Annotated in this window: 12 protein-coding genes; 8 read left to right on the top strand and 4 right to left on the bottom strand. The window is 48.7% G+C overall.

The genetic code is table 11. From position 1 onward, the window contains the following. Nucleotides 1-74: 74 nt before the first annotated feature. Complete coding sequence (locus tag ACFQNF_RS18530; protein ID WP_380189496.1) at nt 75-1,535, bottom strand: catalase; 1,461 nt, start codon at nt 1,533-1,535, stop codon at nt 75-77. A 408-nt stretch (nt 1,536-1,943) separates the two neighbouring features. Here ACFQNF_RS18530 and ACFQNF_RS18535 point away from each other — a divergent pair, with 408 nt between their 5' ends. Continuing rightward, nucleotides 1,944-4,670 (top strand): ImpA family metalloprotease, encoded by a 2,727-nt coding sequence (locus ACFQNF_RS18535; protein ID WP_380189498.1) that lies wholly within the window; start codon nt 1,944-1,946, stop codon nt 4,668-4,670. Between the two features lie 65 nt (nt 4,671-4,735). Here the strand turns inward: ACFQNF_RS18535 and ACFQNF_RS18540 are convergent, their stop codons facing one another. Together ACFQNF_RS18540 and ACFQNF_RS18545 are read right to left on the bottom strand one after the other, a co-directional pair. Continuing rightward, a complete protein-coding gene (locus tag ACFQNF_RS18540; protein ID WP_380189500.1) occupies nt 4,736-5,482 on the bottom strand; it encodes a tetratricopeptide repeat protein in 747 nt (248 codons plus the stop codon). Nucleotides 5,483-5,545: 63 nt separating this feature from the next. Further along, nucleotides 5,546-7,561: a bifunctional 2',3'-cyclic-nucleotide 2'-phosphodiesterase/3'-nucleotidase gene (locus ACFQNF_RS18545; RefSeq protein ID WP_380189502.1), complete on the bottom strand. Its 2,016-nt coding sequence runs from the start codon at nt 7,559-7,561 to the stop codon at nt 5,546-5,548. Nucleotides 7,562-8,293: 732 nt separating this feature from the next. Here ACFQNF_RS18545 and ACFQNF_RS18550 point away from each other — a divergent pair. From ACFQNF_RS18550 to ACFQNF_RS18575, 6 genes are all read left to right on the top strand, one after another. Beyond that, a complete protein-coding gene (locus tag ACFQNF_RS18550; protein WP_380189504.1) occupies nt 8,294-9,907 on the top strand; it encodes an NAD(P)/FAD-dependent oxidoreductase in 1,614 nt (537 codons plus the stop codon). Between the two features lie 161 nt (nt 9,908-10,068). Continuing rightward, nucleotides 10,069-11,337 (top strand): glucose-1-phosphate adenylyltransferase, encoded by a 1,269-nt coding sequence (gene glgC / locus ACFQNF_RS18555; RefSeq protein WP_380189507.1) that lies wholly within the window; start codon nt 10,069-10,071, stop codon nt 11,335-11,337. 306 nt (nt 11,338-11,643) lie between these two features. Continuing rightward, on the top strand, nt 11,644-13,080 hold the full coding sequence (gene glgA, locus ACFQNF_RS18560; protein WP_380189509.1) for a glycogen synthase GlgA: 1,437 nt from the start codon (nt 11,644-11,646) through the stop codon (nt 13,078-13,080). Nucleotides 13,081-13,296: 216 nt separating this feature from the next. Then, a complete protein-coding gene (locus tag ACFQNF_RS18565) occupies nt 13,297-15,744 on the top strand; it encodes a glycogen/starch/alpha-glucan phosphorylase (protein ID WP_380189511.1) in 2,448 nt (815 codons plus the stop codon). A gap of 247 nt (nt 15,745-15,991) precedes the next feature. After that, the gene (gene dcm / locus ACFQNF_RS18570) at nt 15,992-17,419 is read left to right on the top strand and encodes a DNA (cytosine-5-)-methyltransferase (protein ID WP_380189513.1); all 1,428 of its coding nucleotides are present in this window, start codon (nt 15,992-15,994) and stop codon (nt 17,417-17,419) included. Then, complete coding sequence (locus tag ACFQNF_RS18575) at nt 17,385-17,672, top strand: very short patch repair endonuclease (RefSeq protein ID WP_380189515.1); 288 nt, start codon at nt 17,385-17,387, stop codon at nt 17,670-17,672. The genes dcm and ACFQNF_RS18575 overlap by 35 nt, the downstream gene beginning before the upstream one ends. Nucleotides 17,673-17,812: 140 nt before the next feature. Here ACFQNF_RS18575 and ACFQNF_RS18580 read toward each other — a convergent pair whose 3' ends face one another. Continuing rightward, entirely contained in the window at nt 17,813-19,366 is a 1,554-nt protein-coding gene (locus ACFQNF_RS18580; RefSeq protein WP_380189518.1) for an MvaI/BcnI family restriction endonuclease, read from the bottom strand. A gap of 490 nt (nt 19,367-19,856) precedes the next feature. Between ACFQNF_RS18580 and ACFQNF_RS18585 the strand changes: the two genes are divergently transcribed. After that, nucleotides 19,857-20,405 carry an NUDIX domain-containing protein gene (locus ACFQNF_RS18585; protein WP_046351156.1) on the top strand — a complete coding sequence of 183 codons (549 nt, stop codon included), beginning with the start codon at nt 19,857-19,859 and terminating at the stop codon, nt 20,403-20,405. The last annotated feature ends 258 nt before the right edge of the window (nt 20,406-20,663 follow it).

Consider the following 20,663-nt stretch of genomic DNA (forward strand, 5'->3'; position numbering starts at 1 on the left):
AAGGTAGGGCGTACTGCGCTGGGCAAAGTTTTATCGCCCAGCGCAGTACGCCCTACGTTTTAAACCTATGCCGCTTACTTAATCTCAGCCTCATCAATCCCTAAGCGACTCGCTAGCCCTAAGCCATAAGCCGGATCGGCTTTGTAGCAGTGGCGTAGCTGGCGTACTTGGATTTCTTTTACCGTTACTTGGCTTAGCGCGCCAGCCATATTATCCAGCAAGCGCTCTTGTCCATCCTTGCCGATTAAGCGAAATAAATCACCGGCCTGGATGTAATCATTAGGCTGATCTTGCAGCGGGTTGTAACGATCGGCACTGCCGTGAATCGCCAAAGGCGGCTCGGCTACGCTCGGGTCTTCTTTCGGGCCGCCAAAGCTATTTGGCTCGTAGCTTGGGTAGGCGCTGCCGTTGTAGTTGCCCATTTGCATCTGCCCATCGCGGTGATAATTGCTGAATGGACATTTGGGTGCATTCACCGGCAGATGGCCGTGGTTCACGCCAAGGCGATAGCGCTGTGCATCTCCGTAAGCAAATAAGCGACCTTGCAGCATTTTATCTGGCGAGAAGCTGATGCCGGGCACCACATTGGCCGGGTTGTGCGCCGATTGTTCAACTTCGGCATGGTAGTTTTCTGCGTTGCGGTTTAGCTCCAGCATGCCGACTTCATGCAGTGGGAAATCACCGTGTGGCCAGACTTTAGTTAGATCAAAGGGGTTGATCGCGTAGTTATCCGCTTCGGCTTCTGTCATTAGCTGCACACACATTTTCCAGCGTGGGAAATCGCCGTTTTCAATGCTGTTGTATAAATCGCGTTGCGAGCTTTCTCTATCATTGGCAACTACCGCTGCAGCTTCTGCATTGCTGTAGTTTGCTATGCCTTGCATGCTTTTAAAGTGAAACTTTACCCAAGTGCGCGTGTTGTCAGAATTAATCAGGCTAAAGGTGTGGCTACCAAAGCCGTGCATCTGGCGGTAGTTTTTAGGCAGGCCGCGATCGCTCATCACAATGGTGATTTGGTGCAGGGCTTCGGGCAGGCTAGAGAAAAAATCCCACTGCGAATTGGCATTAAACATATTGGTGCGCGGATCGCGTTTCACCACGTGGTTTAGATCAGGAAACTTCAGCGGGTCGCGTAAAAAGAACACCGGTGTGTTATTGCCGACTACATCCCAGTTGCCTTCTTCTGTATAAAATTTGATCGAAAAACCGCGGATATCGCGCTCGGCATCGGCCGCGCCGCGCTCACCGGCAACGGTAGAAAAGCGCATAAACAGCGGCGTTTCCTTGCCGATTTCAGCAAAAATCTTGGCTTTGCTGTAGGCGCTGATGTCGTGCGTTACCGTAAATGTGCCATAAGCGCCCGAGCCTTTGGCGTGCATTCTGCGCTCTGGAATCACTTCACGATTAAAGTGCGCCATCTTTTCCATATACCAAACATCTTGCATCAGCATCGGGCCGCGTGGGCCTGCTGTCAGTGCGTGCTGGTTATCGCTAACGGGTGCGCCTGCTTGGGTGGTGAGTTTTTTCGATGACATGATTTTCTTCCTCTTAGATTTGGGATCACTGCATCCAGACCAAGCTGGCAAGCAGTTCGCAAAAGAGTTCCCTGAGTGTGGGTTGCTGCATGGTGGCTCCTTGTTGAAACCGATTATGGTTTTTTATGATAGTTAAAACAAATTGATTGTTTAAATGTGATTGATAGTTTTTATCAAGGTATGCCTTATGGTCTGTATTACTTTTGACCAAGTTACGGCGGATGGCGGCTAAGCCTGATAGACGGCAGGGGTTTTATGCAGAGCAGTGGCAGGTGATTTTTTTACCCTTACTGATTAGAAACACCAATGTCATACCTTGGGCGCGCTTGGTAATATCATGAAAATCTAATGCCGTTCTTGTCTAAGGACTAGAGCGAATCGCGCAGTTTCAACGAGGCACTTTCCCTGATGAAATATAAATCTCTTCTGAGCATGCTGATGTTGGGCGTGCTCACTGCCTGTGGTGGCAGTGGTGGCTCTGATTCACCGGCTACGGCCTCATCCACAGCCAGCGTGCCGATCAGCAGCAACGATGCAAGTTTAATTGCGGCTGCAGTTAAAAATGGTAGTACGGCAGGCTTAAGTGCTCCACATCGTGCGCTTTTATTGCAGCAGGCTTTAATGCTGGCTCAGCGTTATCAGCAGCAGAACAATGCCGCGCTGAACGATATCTATGGCGGTGCTAGCCTTGATCTGACGCTTAATTTAAGCAAAAACAGCAATTTAATTACTCCAAGCCTATCGACTATTGCCACCCCTTTAGTTTGGTCGGATGAGGGTCGGGGCATGGCGGCTATTAGCCAATATGGCAAGGGAAGAGGCTTGGCTTATGGCGCTGATGTCTTGGCCTGGATGGCCGATCAGTCAAAAGAAAACCAGCACTTCCCCTTGTTTAGCCGCGCCTTTAACTGGGTGGTGACGGGCAAAGCGGCTGGGCCGCTGCCCGCCACGATTAAATTTGCAACCGCTGGCTACGATGCCAAAAGTGTCACTAAGCTGCTGACCCGCTTGGGCAAAACGCCGCAAGCCGTGGTCTGTGATTTAGCCGCCAGCAACAATAGCTGTTGGCAAGATGCCGATGTCTTGTTTTTTGGTGCAGGGGTAAAAGACGATGCAGAGCTAAGCCGCCAGGTGCGCAAATATTTAGAAAGCGGCAAAGCCGTGATCTATATGCACCCAAGCTGGGGGGATTCGGCAGGTGGGCGTAAAGTATTGCAAGCCTTGGGCATGGATTTGGGTGGCTATGGCGGTAATTACTTTGCAAGCACGGCGGGGATGTCGGTAGGCAGCCAGCGCACACTGAGCGATACCCTGAAGCAGGGCGATAAGTTAGCGCTGTTGATACAAGCTATTCAGCAGTTGGGCAGCACCAGCTTAAGCCTTGATTTAAGCAAAGACACATCATCTGCCGATGCGATTACGGCGTTGCATAAAGAGTTAGCGAGCTTGCAAAGCACGGGTGGCGAAGTGTTTGCAGAGTCTACAGCCGATCTTCATCAGTTGCTGGTTTTGTGGGCCGATCTATACCGCCCGGATATCGAGTACGGAAAAATTAATCGCAGCACTCAGCCTGCCGAGTTTTTGCGTACCTATGCTTCTGATTCATGGCTGGCTTTTAACCGGGCAAATACCACCGTTGCCCGGGCGGGGCAGGGCGATTTTATGCCGCAGGCTGCGCAGCAATTGCCGGTAAGCAGTAGTGCCGAAACGATTGAAGTGACGATTGCTCAAGCCGATGGCATAACGGCGATTGGCCGGGCGGCTGTGCCCGGCAAGCCGGTTTATATCGAAGTGCTGGCAAGCAACGGCAAGCTGGGCGTGCAAAGTAATTATCTGCGTAGCTGGGGCAACCCGCTCACCGATGCAGTGAGCGAGGGCTATAAGCGGCCTCGCCATCCGCATTCGTTTGCGCTGCCTCTTAAAGCGAGCGGTGAAACAGTCTTGGTTAGCCCTTTTGGTGGCCCGCTTTATTTGAATTATGCGGGCGCTACAGCAGGTCAAAGTGTGACGCTAAAGATCCGTGGCGCAGCCAAATATTCGCATTTTGATTTCACCAAGGTGCAAAGCGATGCGGATGTTAATGAAGCCGTTGCCGCTTTAAAGCGCAAAGATTTTGGCTGGCAAACGGCTAAGTTTGTGGGTGGGGAAATCCAGCAGACGATTAATTATGCCAATGAGGCGATGGGCAATCTGGAGCCTAAAGTTTATATCGTCGATCAAATCAAAGGCATGCTGTTCGATTCAAACCATATTGCCAATGGCTATAGCAATATGCCGATGTCGGCCAATGTGGCCACGTTGTGTACGCAACTGGGCTGGACGTGCGACGGACCAATCCACCGTGCACCGGGTGTGCAGCATTTTGTGGGCTGGATAGCGGCTTGCGGCTATTTGTGCTCTGGGAACCCTTCGGATGGTTTTGCTGGTATCAGCGGCACAGGTTGGGGGCACGCTCACGAGCTGGGCCACAACACCGTGCAGCGCGTGATGCATATCGAGCTAAATGGCAAAGGCTGCCTAGTGGAATGCGATAACAATATCCTTGCCAGCGCCCATATGATGCGCCAGTACGCTCTTACAGGAATTGATAATGGGCATATCACCGATCACCCCGCTCTTTATCAATACATTGTACAAAACCGCCAAAGCGGCAAGAGCGGTGAGGCGCAACGCGCTGATATGGAAAACCGCCTCTGGGGTGGCGATTCGCAAGACCCGATGCGGGCGGTGCATTTTCAGCTAGCGTTTCTCTTCAGTAAATACCGCGCCAATGAAGCCGTGCCTGGCATGCAGGCCAGCATGGATTACTTCACCCTGCTGACGAAGGCCGATCGCTTAGTTAAAAAAGAATGGGCAACCGGTCATAAATATGGCATGAGTCGTTATGCAGATAACACCATCAGTAATCATGAGCTGCTCTATGTGCTTAGCTCCAAAATCATCGGGCAGGATGTGCGTAAAATCTTTGCTATGTATGGCTTGCCTTTAAGCCAGATGGCGCTTGATTCGGTGGCCGATCTAAAGCTGCCGCTTGCCACAGAGCAGTTTTATGCCCTTGCTCAAAAGAAATTTAATCAGGTTTCCAGCGGCAAATGGCTGGATTTATCAGCAGCCACGCCAGCCTACCCGCAATAAACGGCGCATGCAGAGAAAAGCCCACGGTGAACGTGGGCTTTTTGCATGCCGGAAGCTTTAGGCGGCTAATCAAACACCTTAACCTCATGCTCATGGTTTTGTTTGCAGCGGCTGATATGGCCTGCCATTTCGCCCAGGCTGTGAGCTTGGGCCGGGTTGATATCCAGCCCCATTTCGCCCATTTCATAAGCGAGTGCCAGCTCTTGCAGTGCCGGTACGTATTGCAGATTGGCCGCTTTTTTGTAGTGCCGGATGGCGGCATGCTGATCTTGTGCCAGATAGTCGCCATAGCGATACCAATTGCCCAGCGTGTAGATCGCGGCGGGGTCGTTGCTTTTTGCAGCGCTTTGCACCATTTCAATCCCCTTGGCCTGATCTTTGGGCCCGCCTTCACCTTTAAGCGTCATCATGCCTAGCCGGTAAACGCCCAACTGGCCTGCGGTACTGAACCAGAGCCGCGCTTTTTCTGGATTTGCGCTGACGGTATCACCTTTTAAATAAGCCATACCTAACTGATAGCGGGCTTTCTGATCGCCTGCTTCAGCGGCTTTTTCATACCAGTGCAGGGCTGCTTGTTTATCTGTGCTTTGCTCGGCCATTAAGCGAGCTGCAAGCGGGTGGCCTGCCGTGGCAAGCTCAAGCAAACGTGCAGCACCATTTTTTGCATCAAAACGTAATTGCTGCACCGCTTCGTTGGGCATGGCAAGGTAGCGGGTTTGTTGGTCTTGCTGATATTGCTTGAGGGCGATGCCGCCTGTGGCAAAAAGCGTGATGGCAACGAGGGCAAGCATGGGTTTGGATAAGGCTTTCATAAAAACTCCAAATCCTCAGGGCCTGCACCCTGAGGATTTTTAAATCAAACGATCAGCGAATCATTACTTGCTCAGATCAATACTAAATACCGCTGCGCTCTTATCTGCCTTGGTAGAATCGAGCGAAACATTATTGATTTTGTCCTGAGCGGCTACGCTGGCGGCTGCCGCATCAGCCGAGGTTTCAAACAGCACTTTGCCTGCTGTTTTGACCTTGGCAAAGCGCCAGTTGGCCACTGGGCCCTGTTTTGCCAGTGTCAGCGTTTTTTGCTCTTTAACGTAATTAACGATGATGTCGCGATTGGCATCGCCACCGCTATCAATCACGATCTGGCTGCCATCTAGCCCCGCAAAGCCACCACCACCGCTGGCACGGTAGTTATTGGTCACCACGATAAAGTCAGCCTTTAAATCAAGCGCTTTGCCATCAAGGTTTAGATTAACAATGCGGCTGCCTTTGTCTTTGGTCACATCGATTTCATAAGTAATGCCGTCGATTTGATCAAAGTTATACGATGGGAATGCGCTGTTGATTAAGTTTTGATCGGCTGTTTTAGCAGGGTCAATTTGGTTGAATTGTTCTGCTGATTTCTCTAGCCAAAGCTTCACCGCAGTACCGTTGATTTTTACGGCTTGCAGCGTGTTCGGGTAAAGGTAAAGGTCCGCAATATTTTTGATCGCCACATCACCGGCCATGATGTCGGTAAAGCCAGTACCCCGGAAGTTGACTTTAAACGGTGCAGCAGCTGACAGGATAGGCAGCTTGTCGTATTGCGGTAAATTGGCTTTCACAAACTTGGCCACATAATCTGTTTGCGCCAGATTAATCAGGCGCATTGCTGCAGTTGGGCCCACTTGCGAGAAGAAAGAGCTGATGCGGTATTCGCTCTTACCAACCCCGGCGCTCACATATTTGATCGTGCCTTGATGTTCTTTATCAACCAGCTTGGCAATCTCGGTTTTAACGGGAACAGCGGTCACTTTTCCCGCACTGTCTTTGCTGCTGACGTATTTAAGCTCGCCTTGCGAGTTAGTGACTTTCCATGCCTTGCCATCAAAGGTGAGATTAAGCTTCAGCACCCCGAGTGTATTGCCCCAGAAGCCAGACATGACGGTTGGAATGCCGTTTACCAAGCCTTTTACATTGTCGACATTTTTGATATCTGCGTAGTTTTTGCCATCCGGGAAATAGCTATGCGAGTGACCAGAAACAATGGCATCAATACCCGGCACGTCTTTGGCTAGGTAATACACAGCGTTTTCCATTTCTGGGCTATAAGCCGCGCTCGAAATGCCGCCATGCGAGAGGGCAACCACAATATCAGCGCCTGCGGCACGCATTTGCGGCACGTATTTTTTGGCCGCATCCACGACGGGCAACACGGTGACTTTGCCTTCCAGATTACGCTTATCCCAATTCATAATGCCCGGCGGGGTAAAACCGATCACGCCTACTTTTAGTTTTACATCTTTGCCATCTGCTGTTTTAAAGGTGCGATCCAGAATCACATAAGGCGCAAACAGCGGTTTGCCATCGCTCGCGTTGTTTACATTAGAAACCACTAGCGGGAAATCCGGGCCTTTACAGTTTTGGCCTGCTTCCGGGCCGGCTTTCATAGCGTTGCCCGTGATTTGGCCAAGAAATTTTAGGCCATAGTTAAACTCATGGTTACCAATATTGCCTGCGTCGTACTTCATGGCGCTCATGACTTTATGAATGGCAAGCTGGGTGTCGCACTTTACTGGCTCAATTTGCGCCTGAAAATCAGAGAGGGACGTGCCCTGAATGGTGTCGCCATCGTCAACGAGCAGATTATTTGGGTTTTCTTGACGTGCGGTATCGATCAGCGTGGCGGTGCGCTCAAAACCAAGGGTGACATCTTCGGTGGTTTTGTAGTAATCGTAGCTCAGCACATTGGCGTGCAAGTCGGTGGTTTGCAGTACTGCTAAATCAAGCTTGGTGCCTGCAGCAACAGTTGGCGTAGCCGGCGGGCTAACGGGCGTGTCTGTATCACTGTCATTGCACGCTACTAATACTAAGGAGCTGCAAATTAAGCTGGCTAATAATGTAATGCGCATTGCTTTTCTCTCTTCTGTTATTGGGTTCTTGTGTTGAGGCGCGAGAGTAAGGTTTAAAGTTTGCAGCAAGACTATCTTTGTGTTGCAGTTAGGTTAATTTTTTGTGACCTTGGGTTAGATATGCTTTGAAACAATCAAAAAAAGCAAAAATTTGCTAAACAATTAGCAAAAGAAGCACTTAAATTATTTGATGATCTTACACCGCTCTAGTTTTTAATTACGAGTTTCTTAATTTTCCATGCAAGAAGGCGGACCCAAAGAAATAGTATTTCTCAAGCTACAGAAGTGAGGGGGCCGTTTTTATGCGCACTCGTCCACACCCTAGCTTGCAGCGTTGGAAAAGATAAACGTGCCTCTATAGGTATCAACTTGAGCCGTTTTGTTAAGGAAAATAGCCTTTGTAGGGTGGTGAACCCCGTCGTTTTTCTTACCTATTATTTGGTGTGTTTTACCCGTCTTATTTTGTAGAAACGCATTTTTTACCAAGCAAGAGAGCTACGTAAAACCAAGGTCTTTAAGCCTGTGTTTTTAAAAGATTTAACTTTTTTGGGTTGGCAGATTTGCTGACGGGTTTATTTGCGCTGCCATAGTTCTGCACGATGCGCAGAAAACCGGCAAAATAGCGGGTTGAATCCGCGTGGCGTGACTTTGTTTGCTTATTTCATACGCTGTTTTGTCTAAAATAATCAAACAAAGTCATCTCATGCGCACCTTGAATTTCGGAAAGACAGAATGTTAAGAATAAATGAAGTAAAACTGCCGCTTGATCATTCGGAAGACGAGCTAAAGCAAGCACTGCTCAAGCGTTTGGCGATTCCTGAAGCTGATCTGATCAGCTTCACCCTCTTTAAGCGCAGCTACGATGCGCGTAAGCGGGCGGCCATTCTGCTGATCTACTCCCTCGATGCAGAAGTCAAAAATGAAGCGGCGGTGCTCAAGCGCTTGAGTGCAGATCGCCACATCATGATCTCGCCAGATATTGAATACCAATACGTAGGCCACGCGCCGGAAGGGCTAACTGATCGCCCTGTGGTGATTGGCACGGGCCCCTGTGGCTTGTTTGCGGGGCTATTGCTGGCGCAAATGGGCTTTAAGCCGATTATCCTCGAGCGCGGCAAGGCGGTGCGTGAGCGCACTAAAGATACTTGGGGCCTATGGCGTAAGGGCGAGCTAAACCCTGAATCAAATGTGCAATACGGTGAAGGCGGTGCGGGTACGTTTTCTGACGGCAAGCTTTACAGCCAGATTAAAGACCCTAAGCATTTAGGCTATAAAGTTTTACAAGAATTTGTAAAAGCGGGCGCACCAGACGAGATTATGTACGTCAGCAAGCCCCATATCGGTACGTTTCGCCTAGTCAGCATGGTTGAAAGCATGCGTGCCAATATTATTGAGCTGGGCGGCGAAGTGCGCTTTTCTAGCAAGGTAGAGCAGCTGATTTTGAAGAACGGCCAAGTTGAAGGTGTAGAGCTGGCCAATGGTGAAAAAATTCATTCCAAGCACGTGGTGCTGGCAATTGGCCATAGCGCGCGCGATACGTTTTACAAATTATTTGAGCAGGGCGTGTATATGGAGGCCAAGCCGTTTTCGCTGGGTTTCCGAGTAGAGCACCCGCAAGCCTTAATCGATACAGCACGTTTCGGCCCAAGTGCGGGTCATCCGATTTTGGGCGCGGCAGATTATAAATTGGTGCACCACGCCAGCAATGGCCGCTCGGTATATAGCTTCTGTATGTGCCCCGGTGGCACGGTAGTCGCTGCGGCATCCGAGCCGGGCCGTGTGGTCACCAATGGCATGAGTCAGTATTCGCGTAATGAGCGCAATGCCAATGCGGCGATTGTGGTGGGGATTACACCAGAGGAAGATTTCCCCGGCCATCCGCTGGCGGGGATTGAGCTACAGCGTAAGTGGGAAAGTAAGGCTTTTGAAGTGGGCGGTAGCACGTATCAAGCCCCTGCCCAAAAACTGGGCGATTTCCTTGTGGGCAAGCCATCCACCGAGTTTGGCGTGGTGGTGCCTTCCTATACACCGGGCGTGCATTTAACTGACTTAGCCGATTGCCTGCCTGAATACGCCATTACCGCTATTCGTGAAGCAATGCCAGCGTTTGATAAGCAAATCAAAGGCTTTGGTATGGCCGATGCGCTGTTTACCGGCGTAGAAACCCGCACCTCGTCACCCGTGCGCATCAAGCGCGATAACGACACGCTAGAAAGCATCAACACCAAGGGCTTATTCCCTGCCGGTGAAGGTGCAGGCTACGCAGGCGGAATTTTATCTGCCGGTGTGGACGGTATTAAAATTGCCGAAGCGGTGGCCTTAAGTATTTTGAATCCACGGTCTTAAATCTAAAATAAAACCAGCGTAAAACACATCAGTATTGGGTGTAAAACCGTGGGCACTTTGGTGCCCACGGGCATGTTGATTCGCCTGATTAAAAATCTTTCTAAGAAATTACTCTCAAGCTTGCTTAATATTCATATAAGCAGGCAGATGGGAGTGGTGAGATGGAAGCAATTGATAAGCTGGTTCTGGCTCGCCAGCTCCCTAATCAGGCCGTGGCGCTGGTGCTGGCTGGTGGCCGTGGCTCTCGATTAAAAGACTTAACCAATCACCGCGCCAAGCCTGCGGTGCATTTTGGTGGCAAATACCGAATTATTGATTTTGCCCTGTCTAATTGCCTTAATTCGGGCATTCGCCGTATTGGCGTGATTACCCAATATAAATCGCATAGCCTGCTCAGGCATTTGCAGCGCGGCTGGTCTTTTTTGCGCAATGAAATGAATGAATTTATTGATCTTTTGCCTGCTCAGCAAAGAGTGGACGAAGAACACTGGTATCGCGGCACGGCCGATGCGGTATTTCAGAATCTGGATATTATCCGCAGCTATAAAGCGCAATATGTGGTGATTCTGGCGGGGGACCATATTTATAAAATGGATTACTCCCGCATGCTGCTCGATCACGTCGAAAACAACGCCGCCTGCACCATTGCCTGCATCGAAGTCGATCGGGTTGAAGCCTCCGCCTTTGGCGTGATGGCCGTGGATGAACAGCGAAAAATCACTGCTTTTATTGAAAAACCCACCGATCCGCCTGCCATGCCTAATAAAAGCGATAAGGCTTTGGCATCGATGGGCGTGTATGTTTTTAATGCTGATTATATTAATCGCATGCTGGCCGAAGACTTAGCCGATGAAGAATCTTCCCACGATTTTGGCAAAGATATTATTCCGCGCATTGTGGCGGAGGGCCGAGCCCTGGCTCATCCATTTAGTGCATCTTGCGTTTCTAGTGATCCCAATTCGCCACCCTATTGGCGGGATGTGGGCACGGTAGATGCTTATTGGGAGGCCAATTTAGACCTCGCCTCGGTGCTGCCTGAGCTGGATATTTACGATAAAAATTGGCCGATCTGGACCCACCAAGAGCAGCTTTCCCCTGCAAAATTTGTGCAGGATATCAATGGCAGCCACGGCATGACACTCAATTCCCTCGTCTCTGGCGGCTGCATTGTTTCTGGCTCTTTGGTCAATAACTCGGTGCTGTTTTCTAAAGTGCGTTTGCATTCTTTTTGCACCATCGATTCGGCGGTGATCTTGCCCTCGGTTACGGTAGGGCGCTCCAGCCGCCTGCGCCGCTGCGTGATAGACCGAGGCTGCCAAATTCCTGAAGGCACCGTCATTGGCGAAGACCGCAGCGCCGACGAGCGCCGCTTTTATTGCTCAGAAGGCGGCGTGGTGCTGGTGACAAGAGAAATGCTGGCGAAGTTGTAGTGAAACCCAAATCTTGAACCACGGAGGGCACAGAGAACACGGAGTCTCACGGAGAAAACCTGATACGTCCTATTTTTGAAATAGCGTCATTTTCGCTGAGTTTCCGATAAAAACACTCGGGGATCACGGCTTGCCTTGTTTTTGTTGATTTCTAGCCAAAGCCTAAAGCGGACATATCATCTTTGAATCATTTGGTTTTCTCTGTGTAACTCTGTGTCCTCCGTGTTCTCTGTGGTTCAAGATTTGGGTTTGGGGGCTTTTGTGTTGACGAAGTTTGCTAAAACCTAACATCAAGGGTAGCCATCTATGCGTGTGTTACATGTTTGTGCCGAGCTGTTTCCGTTGTTAAAAACCGGTGGGCTGGCTGATGTGGCGGGGGCTTTGCCCTTGGCGCTAGGGGATTTGGGGTGTGATGTGCGCGTGCTCTTGCCTGGCTTTCCGGCGATTTTGGCGGGGCTAAAAATTGAAGGTGAAGTCGCCGCCGTGAATAGCATGGCGGGGCCGATCAGCATTCTATTTGGCCATACGGATAGTGGCATTGCCGCATATGTGATCGACGCGCCGCATTGCTTTGATCGCCCCGGTAGCCCCTATCTGGACGTGGGCCAGCAGCCTTATAGCGATAATCACCTGCGCTTTGCCCTGTTGGGCTGGGTAGCGGCACAGCTTGCCAGTGGCCTAGATCCTTTTTGGCGGGCAGAGCTGGTGCATGCCCATGATTGGCATGCGGGCCTTGTGCCAGCTTATTTAGTGGCTGCGGGCCGGCCTGCAAAAAGCGTATTTACCGTGCATAACTTAGCCTATCAGGGGGTGTTTCCGGCCTCGGCTTTTGCCAGTTTAGAATTACCGCCTGAATTCTTTTCGTTGGAAGGCATCGAGTTTCACGGCAAGATTTCTTTTATGAAAGCAGGGCTGTATTTTTGCGATCATATCAGCACCGTTTCCCCGCGCTACGCCAGCGAAATTACTCATGACGAGCAAGGCTGCGGCCTTGATGGCCTGCTTAGAACCAGAAAAGCAGATCTGACAGGCATTTTGAACGGGGTAGACGATCAGGTCTGGAACCCGAATCTCGACCCGTTGATCGCCGCCAATTACAGCGTGGAAAAAATGCAGGGCAAGGCCAAGTGCAAGCTGGATATGCAAACGCGCATGGGATTAGATCAAAGCAGCGATCAGCCGCTGTTTGCTGTAGTCAGCCGCCTTACCGAACAAAAAGGCCTGCATCTGGTGCTGGCCGCGCTGGATGAAATCACCCACCGTGGCGGGCAGTTTGTGCTGCTAGGTGGTGGGGATACGGCCTTGGAAGACGCATTTAAAGCCGCTGCCGCAGCCAATCCAGCGCAAATTGCCGTGCAAATTGGCTACGACGAAGATTGCTCGCACCGCATCATGGCCGCCGCCGATGTGCTATTCGTGCCCAGCCGTTTTGAGCCCTGCGGCCTCACCCAGCTCTACGCCCTAAAATACGGCGCACTGCCGCTGGTGCGCCGAGTCGGCGGCCTTGCCGACACCGTGATCGATTGCAGCCTAGAAAACCTAGAAGACGCCAGCGCCACCGGCTTTGTCTTCGATGATTTTAATGTAGCTGCCCTGACCCGCGCCCTGCGCCGCGCCTTCATCCTTTGGCATCGGCCAAAAGACTGGAAAATAACCCGCCGCAGCGCCATGCAAGCCGACTTTGGCTGGAGCGCCGCGGCAGCGCAGTATGTGGCTTTGTATGAAAGGTTGATTGATGAATGAGGACAAAATATGTGGCTACAAAGAACGCTGAAGGCACTATTACAGTAAGTGCTTTTGTGCGGCATTCTGCATTTTAAAAGGATAGGCTTTTCGTAGGGTGTGAAACGACGAAGTCGCTCTGCACCAAGGGCGGTGCGCAAGAAAAACACTTGCACACACTAAGAAAATCACATGATTTAGGGCGACGATTCCACGCGTTTTTTAAAGGAGCACCCAATGACGGTTTCTTTTGAATATGATTCTCCCGGCAATGATAGCGATGCTTTAAAACATGCTATTGCCAATAAGCTGGTGTTTTTTATTGGCAAAGACCCCATTGTGGCTCAGCCTAAAGACTGGCTGAATGCGACTTTTTTGGCTGTGCGGGATAGATTAGTTGAGCGCTGGATGCGTACTACGCGGGCGCAGTATTCTCAGGATTTAAAGCGGGTTTATTATTTATCAATGGAGTTTTTGATTGGCCGTGCTTTATCTAATGCGCTATTGGCGCTGGAATTATTCGAGCCGGTTAAAGCCGCACTCGATGAAATGGGTGTGGATTTAAATGAGATTCTGGATTACGAGCCTGATGCGGCGTTGGGTAATGGCGGCTTGGGCCGATTGGCCGCGTGTTTTTTAGACTCAATGGCCACCATGGGCGTGCCGGGGTTTGCCTATGGAATACGCTATGATTTTGGCATGTTTAAGCAGCGCATTATTGATGGTCAGCAGGTTGAAGCACCGGATACTTGGCTTTCAGCCCTTAATGTATGGGAATTCCCCCGTGATGAAACTCAATATGTGGTGCAATTTGGCGGGCGAATAGAAACCACAGGCAATACGGTGCATTGGCTGGATACGCAAGATGTATTGGCGATGGCTTATGATTATATTATTCCCGGCTATCAAACAACGGCTACCAATACACTCAGGCTTTGGTCGGCTAGGGCTTCGCGCAGTATTAATTTACATATGTTTAATCAAGGCGATTATTTTGCGGCGGTAGAAGAAAAAAATCATAGCGAAAATGTATCTAGAGTTTTATATCCTGACGATTCTACCCAGCATGGTAAAGAGCTTAGATTGCGGCAGGAGTATTTTTTTGTTTCTGCTTCTTTGCAAGATATTGTGCATCGCTATTTATTTACCCATGAAGATTTTAATCAACTTAGCGATAAAACCGCCATTCATTTAAACGATACGCATCCTGTATTGGCGGTGCCAGAATTAATGCGTATTTTAATGGATGAATATCATCTGGATTGGAATGTCGCTTGGGGATATACGCAGAATATTTTCTCATACACTAATCATACTTTAATGAGCGAAGCGCTGGAAACCTGGCCAGTGGAAATGTTTGCGCATTGGCTGCCCCGACACTTAAAAATTATTTTTGAGATTAATGAGCGCTTTCTTGCCGAGGTAAAACAACGTTTTGCAGGAGATACTGAGTTAATTCGCCGCGTTTCTTTGGTGGACGAATCAGGGGAGCGGAAAATTCGCATGGCTTATATTGCCGTAGTGGCTAGCCATAAAGTGAATGGTGTTTCGGCACTGCATTCACAATTAATGAAATCGACCATCTTTGCTGATTTTGCGCGGATTTATCCAGAGCGCTTTACCAATGTGACCAATGGCATTACGCCAAGGCGCTGGCTGGCTCAGGCTAATCGGCCTTTAGCTGCCTTGATCGACGAAAAAATAGGTAGAACATGGCGGGTTAATTTAGATGAATTAGCCGAGCTAAAGCCCTTGGCTGAAGATGCAGGTTTTATTGGCGATTTTATGGCGGCTAAGCGGGCCAATAAAGAGCGCTTAGTACGCTATATCGCTATGCACCTCGGTGGCGTTATTTCACCTGACGCTTTATTTGATGTACAGGTAAAGCGTATTCACGAATATAAACGGCAATTGCTTAATGTATTGCATGTGATTACCCGCTATAACTTTATTCTAAAAAATCCAGATGCTGCCATTGTGCCAAGGGTGGTGGTATTTGCGGGAAAAGCGGCATCGGCTTATAAAATGGCCAAATTATTAATTCGCCTGATTAATGATGTAGGTGCAAAAATTAATCACGATGTTAGAGTGGGCGATAAACTGAAAGTGGTGTTTATTCCTAATTACAGCGTAAGCCTTGCTGAAATCATTATCCCTGCGGCAGATTTATCCGAGCAGATTTCCACCGCAGGCACTGAGGCATCGGGCACAGGAAATATGAAATTTGCATTAAATGGTGCATTGACGATTGGTACTTTGGATGGGGCAAATATAGAAATTGGCCAAGCGGTGGGGGCAGATAATATCTTTATTTTTGGCAATAATAGCGACGATGTGCAGCGCCTGCGGCAAGAATCGTATGATCCCCGTGCGATTTACGAGGCTGATCCGGTCTTGCATGAAGTGCTTAATCAAATCGCCTCCGGCTTTTTTAGCCCGGAAGAGCCAGAGCGATATCGAGTTATCTTTGATTTATTGGTCAATTGGGGCGACCATTATCAATTACTGGCAGATTTTGCAGATTATGTAAAAGTGCAAGGAAAAGTGGATGCGCTGTATCTAAAGCCATTGGAATGGCATAAAAAAGCCCTGCTGAATGTGGCCGGAATGGGCCGCTTTTCATCAGACCGCAGCATCAGCGAATACGCACGTAAAATATGGAATAGCAGCAGTGTTAAGTTGTAATTGCTATTGCACAAAATGGCTTTGTAGTAAATGCAACATGTCAGTTTTAGCGGTTGATCCAAGAATGCCGGTTCACCGCTATTTTTTTAGAGCGTAAAAAATTCAAGTTTCTCTGCTGTAGGATATTTCTTTTGTATCCGATATACGGTAAAAACATCTTGGTAAAGCAGAACGTTCGTTCTGGATTCGCTGGGTTAATTGTGTGATAATTCGTCATAGATTTAACCCAGCATGAAGGTTTACCGGTATGTCCGAACACAATGAAGAATTGAAGCTTCTCCAGAAAGTTTTAGAAATATATGACCAAAAATTTGTCGCGGGCTTTCTGAACGACATTACTCCGGGGCATTGGAGCCGGGAAACCATCAACCGCTGGATTAACGGCAAGGCCAGCCCCCGCTTGAGTCATCATGAATTTGAAGCGTTGCAAACTCTGTTGCCAGCGCGTCCGGCACATTATCGGCGGCCCGGTTTTGATTTTATTGATCTGTTTGCGGGGATCGGTGGTATTCGCAAAGGGTTTGAGACCGCAGGCGGGCGCTGTGTATTTACCAGTGAATGGAATGCTTATTCTGTCAGAACCTACAAAGCCAATCATTATGCAGACCCGCTGCACCGCTTCAATGATGATATCCGCAAAGTCACCCTGAGCGATCGAGATGATGTTACGGATGATGAAGTGATTCAAAATATTGACCGGATGATTCCGGATCATGATGTGCTGCTGGCGGGGTTTCCTTGCCAGCCATTTTCAATTGCCGGCGTATCCAAGAAAAACTCTATGGGCCGGGCACACGGATTTGAATGCAAAACACAGGGAACACTGTTTTTTGATGTGGCCAAAATACTGGAGGTCAAACGTCCTGCGGCTTTTTTGCTGGAAAACGTCAAGAATTTGAAAAGTCATGATAAGGGCAAGACATTCAGAGTCATCATGGAAGCACTGGATGAGCTGGGTTACTGGGTTGCAGATGCAAATTACGATGGCCCGACCGATCCAAAAGTTGTAGATGGTCAGCATTTTGTACCCCAACACCGTGAACGAATTGCGCTGGTAGGTTTTCGCAAAGATCTGGGTATTCATGAAGGATTTACCCTGAGGGATATCCGCCGTTTTTTCCCAAGAGTGAAGCCCGTTCTGGGTGATATTTTGGAACCGCAGGTTGATAGCAAATACATCCTCACAGAAAAACTGTGGGAATACCTGTTCAATTACTCGATTAAACATAAAGCCAAAGGCAATGGTTTTGGTTATGGTTTGGTCGGAGCAACCGACATCACCCGCACATTGTCTGCGCGTTACTACAAGGACGGCTCTGAAATTCTGCTTGATCGTGGCTTTGACCGCAGCAAAGATTTTTATGATCCGCAGAATATTAAATACCGGCCACGCCGCCTGACTCCGCGTGAATGCGCCCGGCTGATGGGATATGACGCTGCCGGAACCGCAGAATTCCGGATTCCGGTTTCAGATACCCAAGCTTATAAACAGTTTGGTAATTCTGTTGTTGTACCGGTATTTTCAGCTATTGCCCGGCTGATGCAACCTCGTATTACAGCAGCAATTGCGGCAAGACATGAACAACTCCGGCTGGACATCGACGACCGACGTACACAGCCTGCAAGCCCGCACGAAGAATATGCGGGCGATTCGGTGCTGCAATACACGCCCTGAGCTGCTGATTCGTAAAGGCCTCTATACAGCCGGTATCCGTTACCGGCTGTATCAGGCTGACCTTCCCAGTAAACCTGATCTTGTACTGTCAAAATTTCATACCGTGATATTTATTCATGGTTGTTTCTGGCATGGTCATAGTTGCAAATATTTCCGTTTGCCTAAAACCAGGTCTGAATTTTGGGGTGAAAAAATCAGCGGCAATCGCAGACGTGATCAGTGCAATATTGAAAGATTAATCGCGCTGGGCTAGGCGCGTTCTTATCATATGGGAATGCAGCCTCTGCTCGTCAGGGCTAGGGCTGGCGGAAGTGACGCGGTGGATATTGGCTTGCCTAACAAAACAGCAACTCTGCCCATCGCCCGGTGTGGCAGAAATTAGTCAGTAAAAATTTAACCTTGTGACAGGTCGCGTACCTCTACATGCTCATATAAAGTATAAATGGCTTTTGTCACATCATTAACCCGCCATTGAGCCCTGCGTTTATTTTTAGAGGGATCTGCTGGTACATATTTAGGGGCCGGATCCAGAAAAATCACCCCATTGTTGATCGCTCGCAGCAAATGCTCAGCCGATGTTTCCTGGCACCAAATCACTTTTGGAGCATAAGTCACTTGGTACTCAAATCCTGCACTGACTTCTTCTGCGTTGGTATTCGCCGATTTTTCTGCCGAAATGTACACCACCTCATTGTGTTTTACTCCCCAGTTATTCATCAGCCGTTCCAAACTCCAGCCCGCAGCAATAAAGCCATTATCATCTTCCAGCACGACTTCAACTGCGTCCATTTTTGAGGTTAGGGATGTTGCCGGGTTATAGGGGAAAGCCAACTTTTTACCGGCAGCATCACATACCCACTCAGGCTTGGACTGCTTACTTTTGGGGGCTACCCGGTATTCGCGTACTTTTAGTGTTAGCCCAGAGCTATTGCAGCGTTCACCTGCCCGGTGAATACCGGTCAGTCGGTACTCACCCTTGCTTCCTTTATCATTGCCAAATTTCAGCATGAAATCGTTAAAACTTTCCGCATATAGCCCGAAATCTGGTTCTGGTGTAAACAGAGTCACTTTTACCTGAGTGTGGGTTTTTAGCTCGATTCCATACAAATCACCGTTTTTACCAGAATTAGGAATAATTCCCAGTGCATGCTCCAGCGTATAACCACATACCTGCGTACCGGTAAAAGGCAGCGTATTACCTAAAGCATCTAGACGGCAGCCCTTCATTGGTCTGGAAACCACGCCACCCAACTGGCGGAGTAATTTTCCGGCCGAGCTCTGCTTAATTTGCAGAAGCTTGCAGATTTTGGAGCCTTCCAGACTCTGTAGCGTTTCAACTTCACGAATAAGCTTTGCAGACAAATCAAAATACATCAGTGCCACGCATGCGCCACCAGGCAGACGGCCAAGCACCAGCAGGCGTTTGATTTCTGGCTGGGCTTTCGTATAAGTAATTGAAAGCGACTGCGGCATTGTGTTTTCAATCGTCAAAAAACCGGAAAGACGTGCTTCAGGATATTGGGTATAAATAATTGCTTTTACATTACGGGCTTTAATCAGTGAACCATCTCGCCTCGCCCATGAAAAATGATTAAACACGGCTTCAGGGATTCTGGATCCAGGTTGTGAGCTGTCTTTGGTCAGGCTGGTACTTGTCCCGCGCTCGGCGAGCGAAAGGTCAAAATTGTTATACAGAGAGCTGAAGCTACTGGCCCAGTAAACCTGATTTTTATCATTGGCATTTTTGGGTAAAATTTTTAAAAGCGCTTTGTCAGCACCCAGCTCAAGTAACTGTTGTTTAATTTCAGCCAGATCTGATGCTGTACGCTCAAATTCAGATGGGAATACGGCATTCATTTTTTGCATCCTTGTGAGGCCAGCTTTGGAAACATTCACAAAGATAACAAAATAAAATAATAGACCATCTAAAACTGTCGATAAAATCACACAAACAATTGTTATATATAAAAATTTATTTTATATTTTTTGGTTTGAAACTGCTTAAATCTGGAGCTGATTGTGTTTTTTTAAGTAAAAAATAATTTTAATTTCATATAAACTAAGTATGATTTTTTTATGTAGCGATTATCTTCGAGTGCTGCTATCGAGGTTCTATACCAATACTGTCAATTTAAGGATCTGTGCTGTAAAAACTGATTTAGTTGTGAATATTTTTATAAGCGGAGCTTTCGCGGCTAAAGCTACTCCTACGAAAAATCATGCTTTTGCTTTAATTGATAGGAGTGGGTCTAGTCCTGCCACTGGATTACCGATAAAAACATTCGAAAATGACGGCTTTTGAACATTGATGAAAAGTTCAATCTGTGGCGTGGTGGGGTATTGCAGTGATGTTTTCCTCTTTTTTCTCCGTGACCTCTGTGTACTTATCTATCTCTGTGTCTACAGAATTTTTTAATTATTAAAACGCTGGGAATCCATGCAAAAAGATCAACATTTAATCGAAGAAAAAATCAGTAGCGAGCGGGTGTTTGATGGTGCGCTCTTGCATATCAACCGTGACACCGTGCGCTTGCCCGATGGTAGCCATGCCACGCGTGAATATGTGATCCACCCTGGTGCGGTGATGATTATTCCGGTGTTGCCCGATGGCAAGCTTTTGATGGAGCGGCAATATCGCTACCCTATGCACCGCGTGTATTTGGAGTTCCCTGCGGGCAAGCTGGATGCGGGTGAAGATGCGCTGGCTTGCGGCAAGCGGGAGCTCTTGGAAGAAACGGGCTACACCGCACAAGAATGGCAAAAGCTAGGCGTTCACCATCCCATCATTAGCTACACCAACGAAGAAATTCATTTTTACTTGGCGCAAAATCTAACAGCGGGCAAGCCTCAGCTTGATGAAGGCGAGTTTGTAGAATGCGTGGCGGTGAGCCTCGATGATTTGATTGCAGGTGTGTTGGATGGCTCGATTACCGATGGCAAAACGGTCAGCGGAATTTTCTGGGCAGAGAAGATGTTGCGTGGTTGATTAAGCCTAAGGTCTGTTGACGTTTCATTCACAATTGCGCTGAGCCGGAAAACGGCCAAGCACAAGGCATGCGACGAAGGCAATAACGGGTTATTTCCGAGGAGCATAACGCAGTGAATGGCTATTTTCCGACTCAGCCCCATTGCTGAGCGAGGAAAAGCCCTCGCACGCAGAGGGTTGGCTGCATTTTTGGGGCTGCACGGCGTTAAAAGACGCTCATGGTACTCGTACCACCTCGCGTCTTTTGCCTTGTTCAGC

The sequence above is a fragment of the Iodobacter arcticus genome (assembly GCF_042664895.1).
GTDB lineage: Bacteria > Pseudomonadota > Gammaproteobacteria > Burkholderiales > Chitinibacteraceae > Iodobacter > Iodobacter arcticus.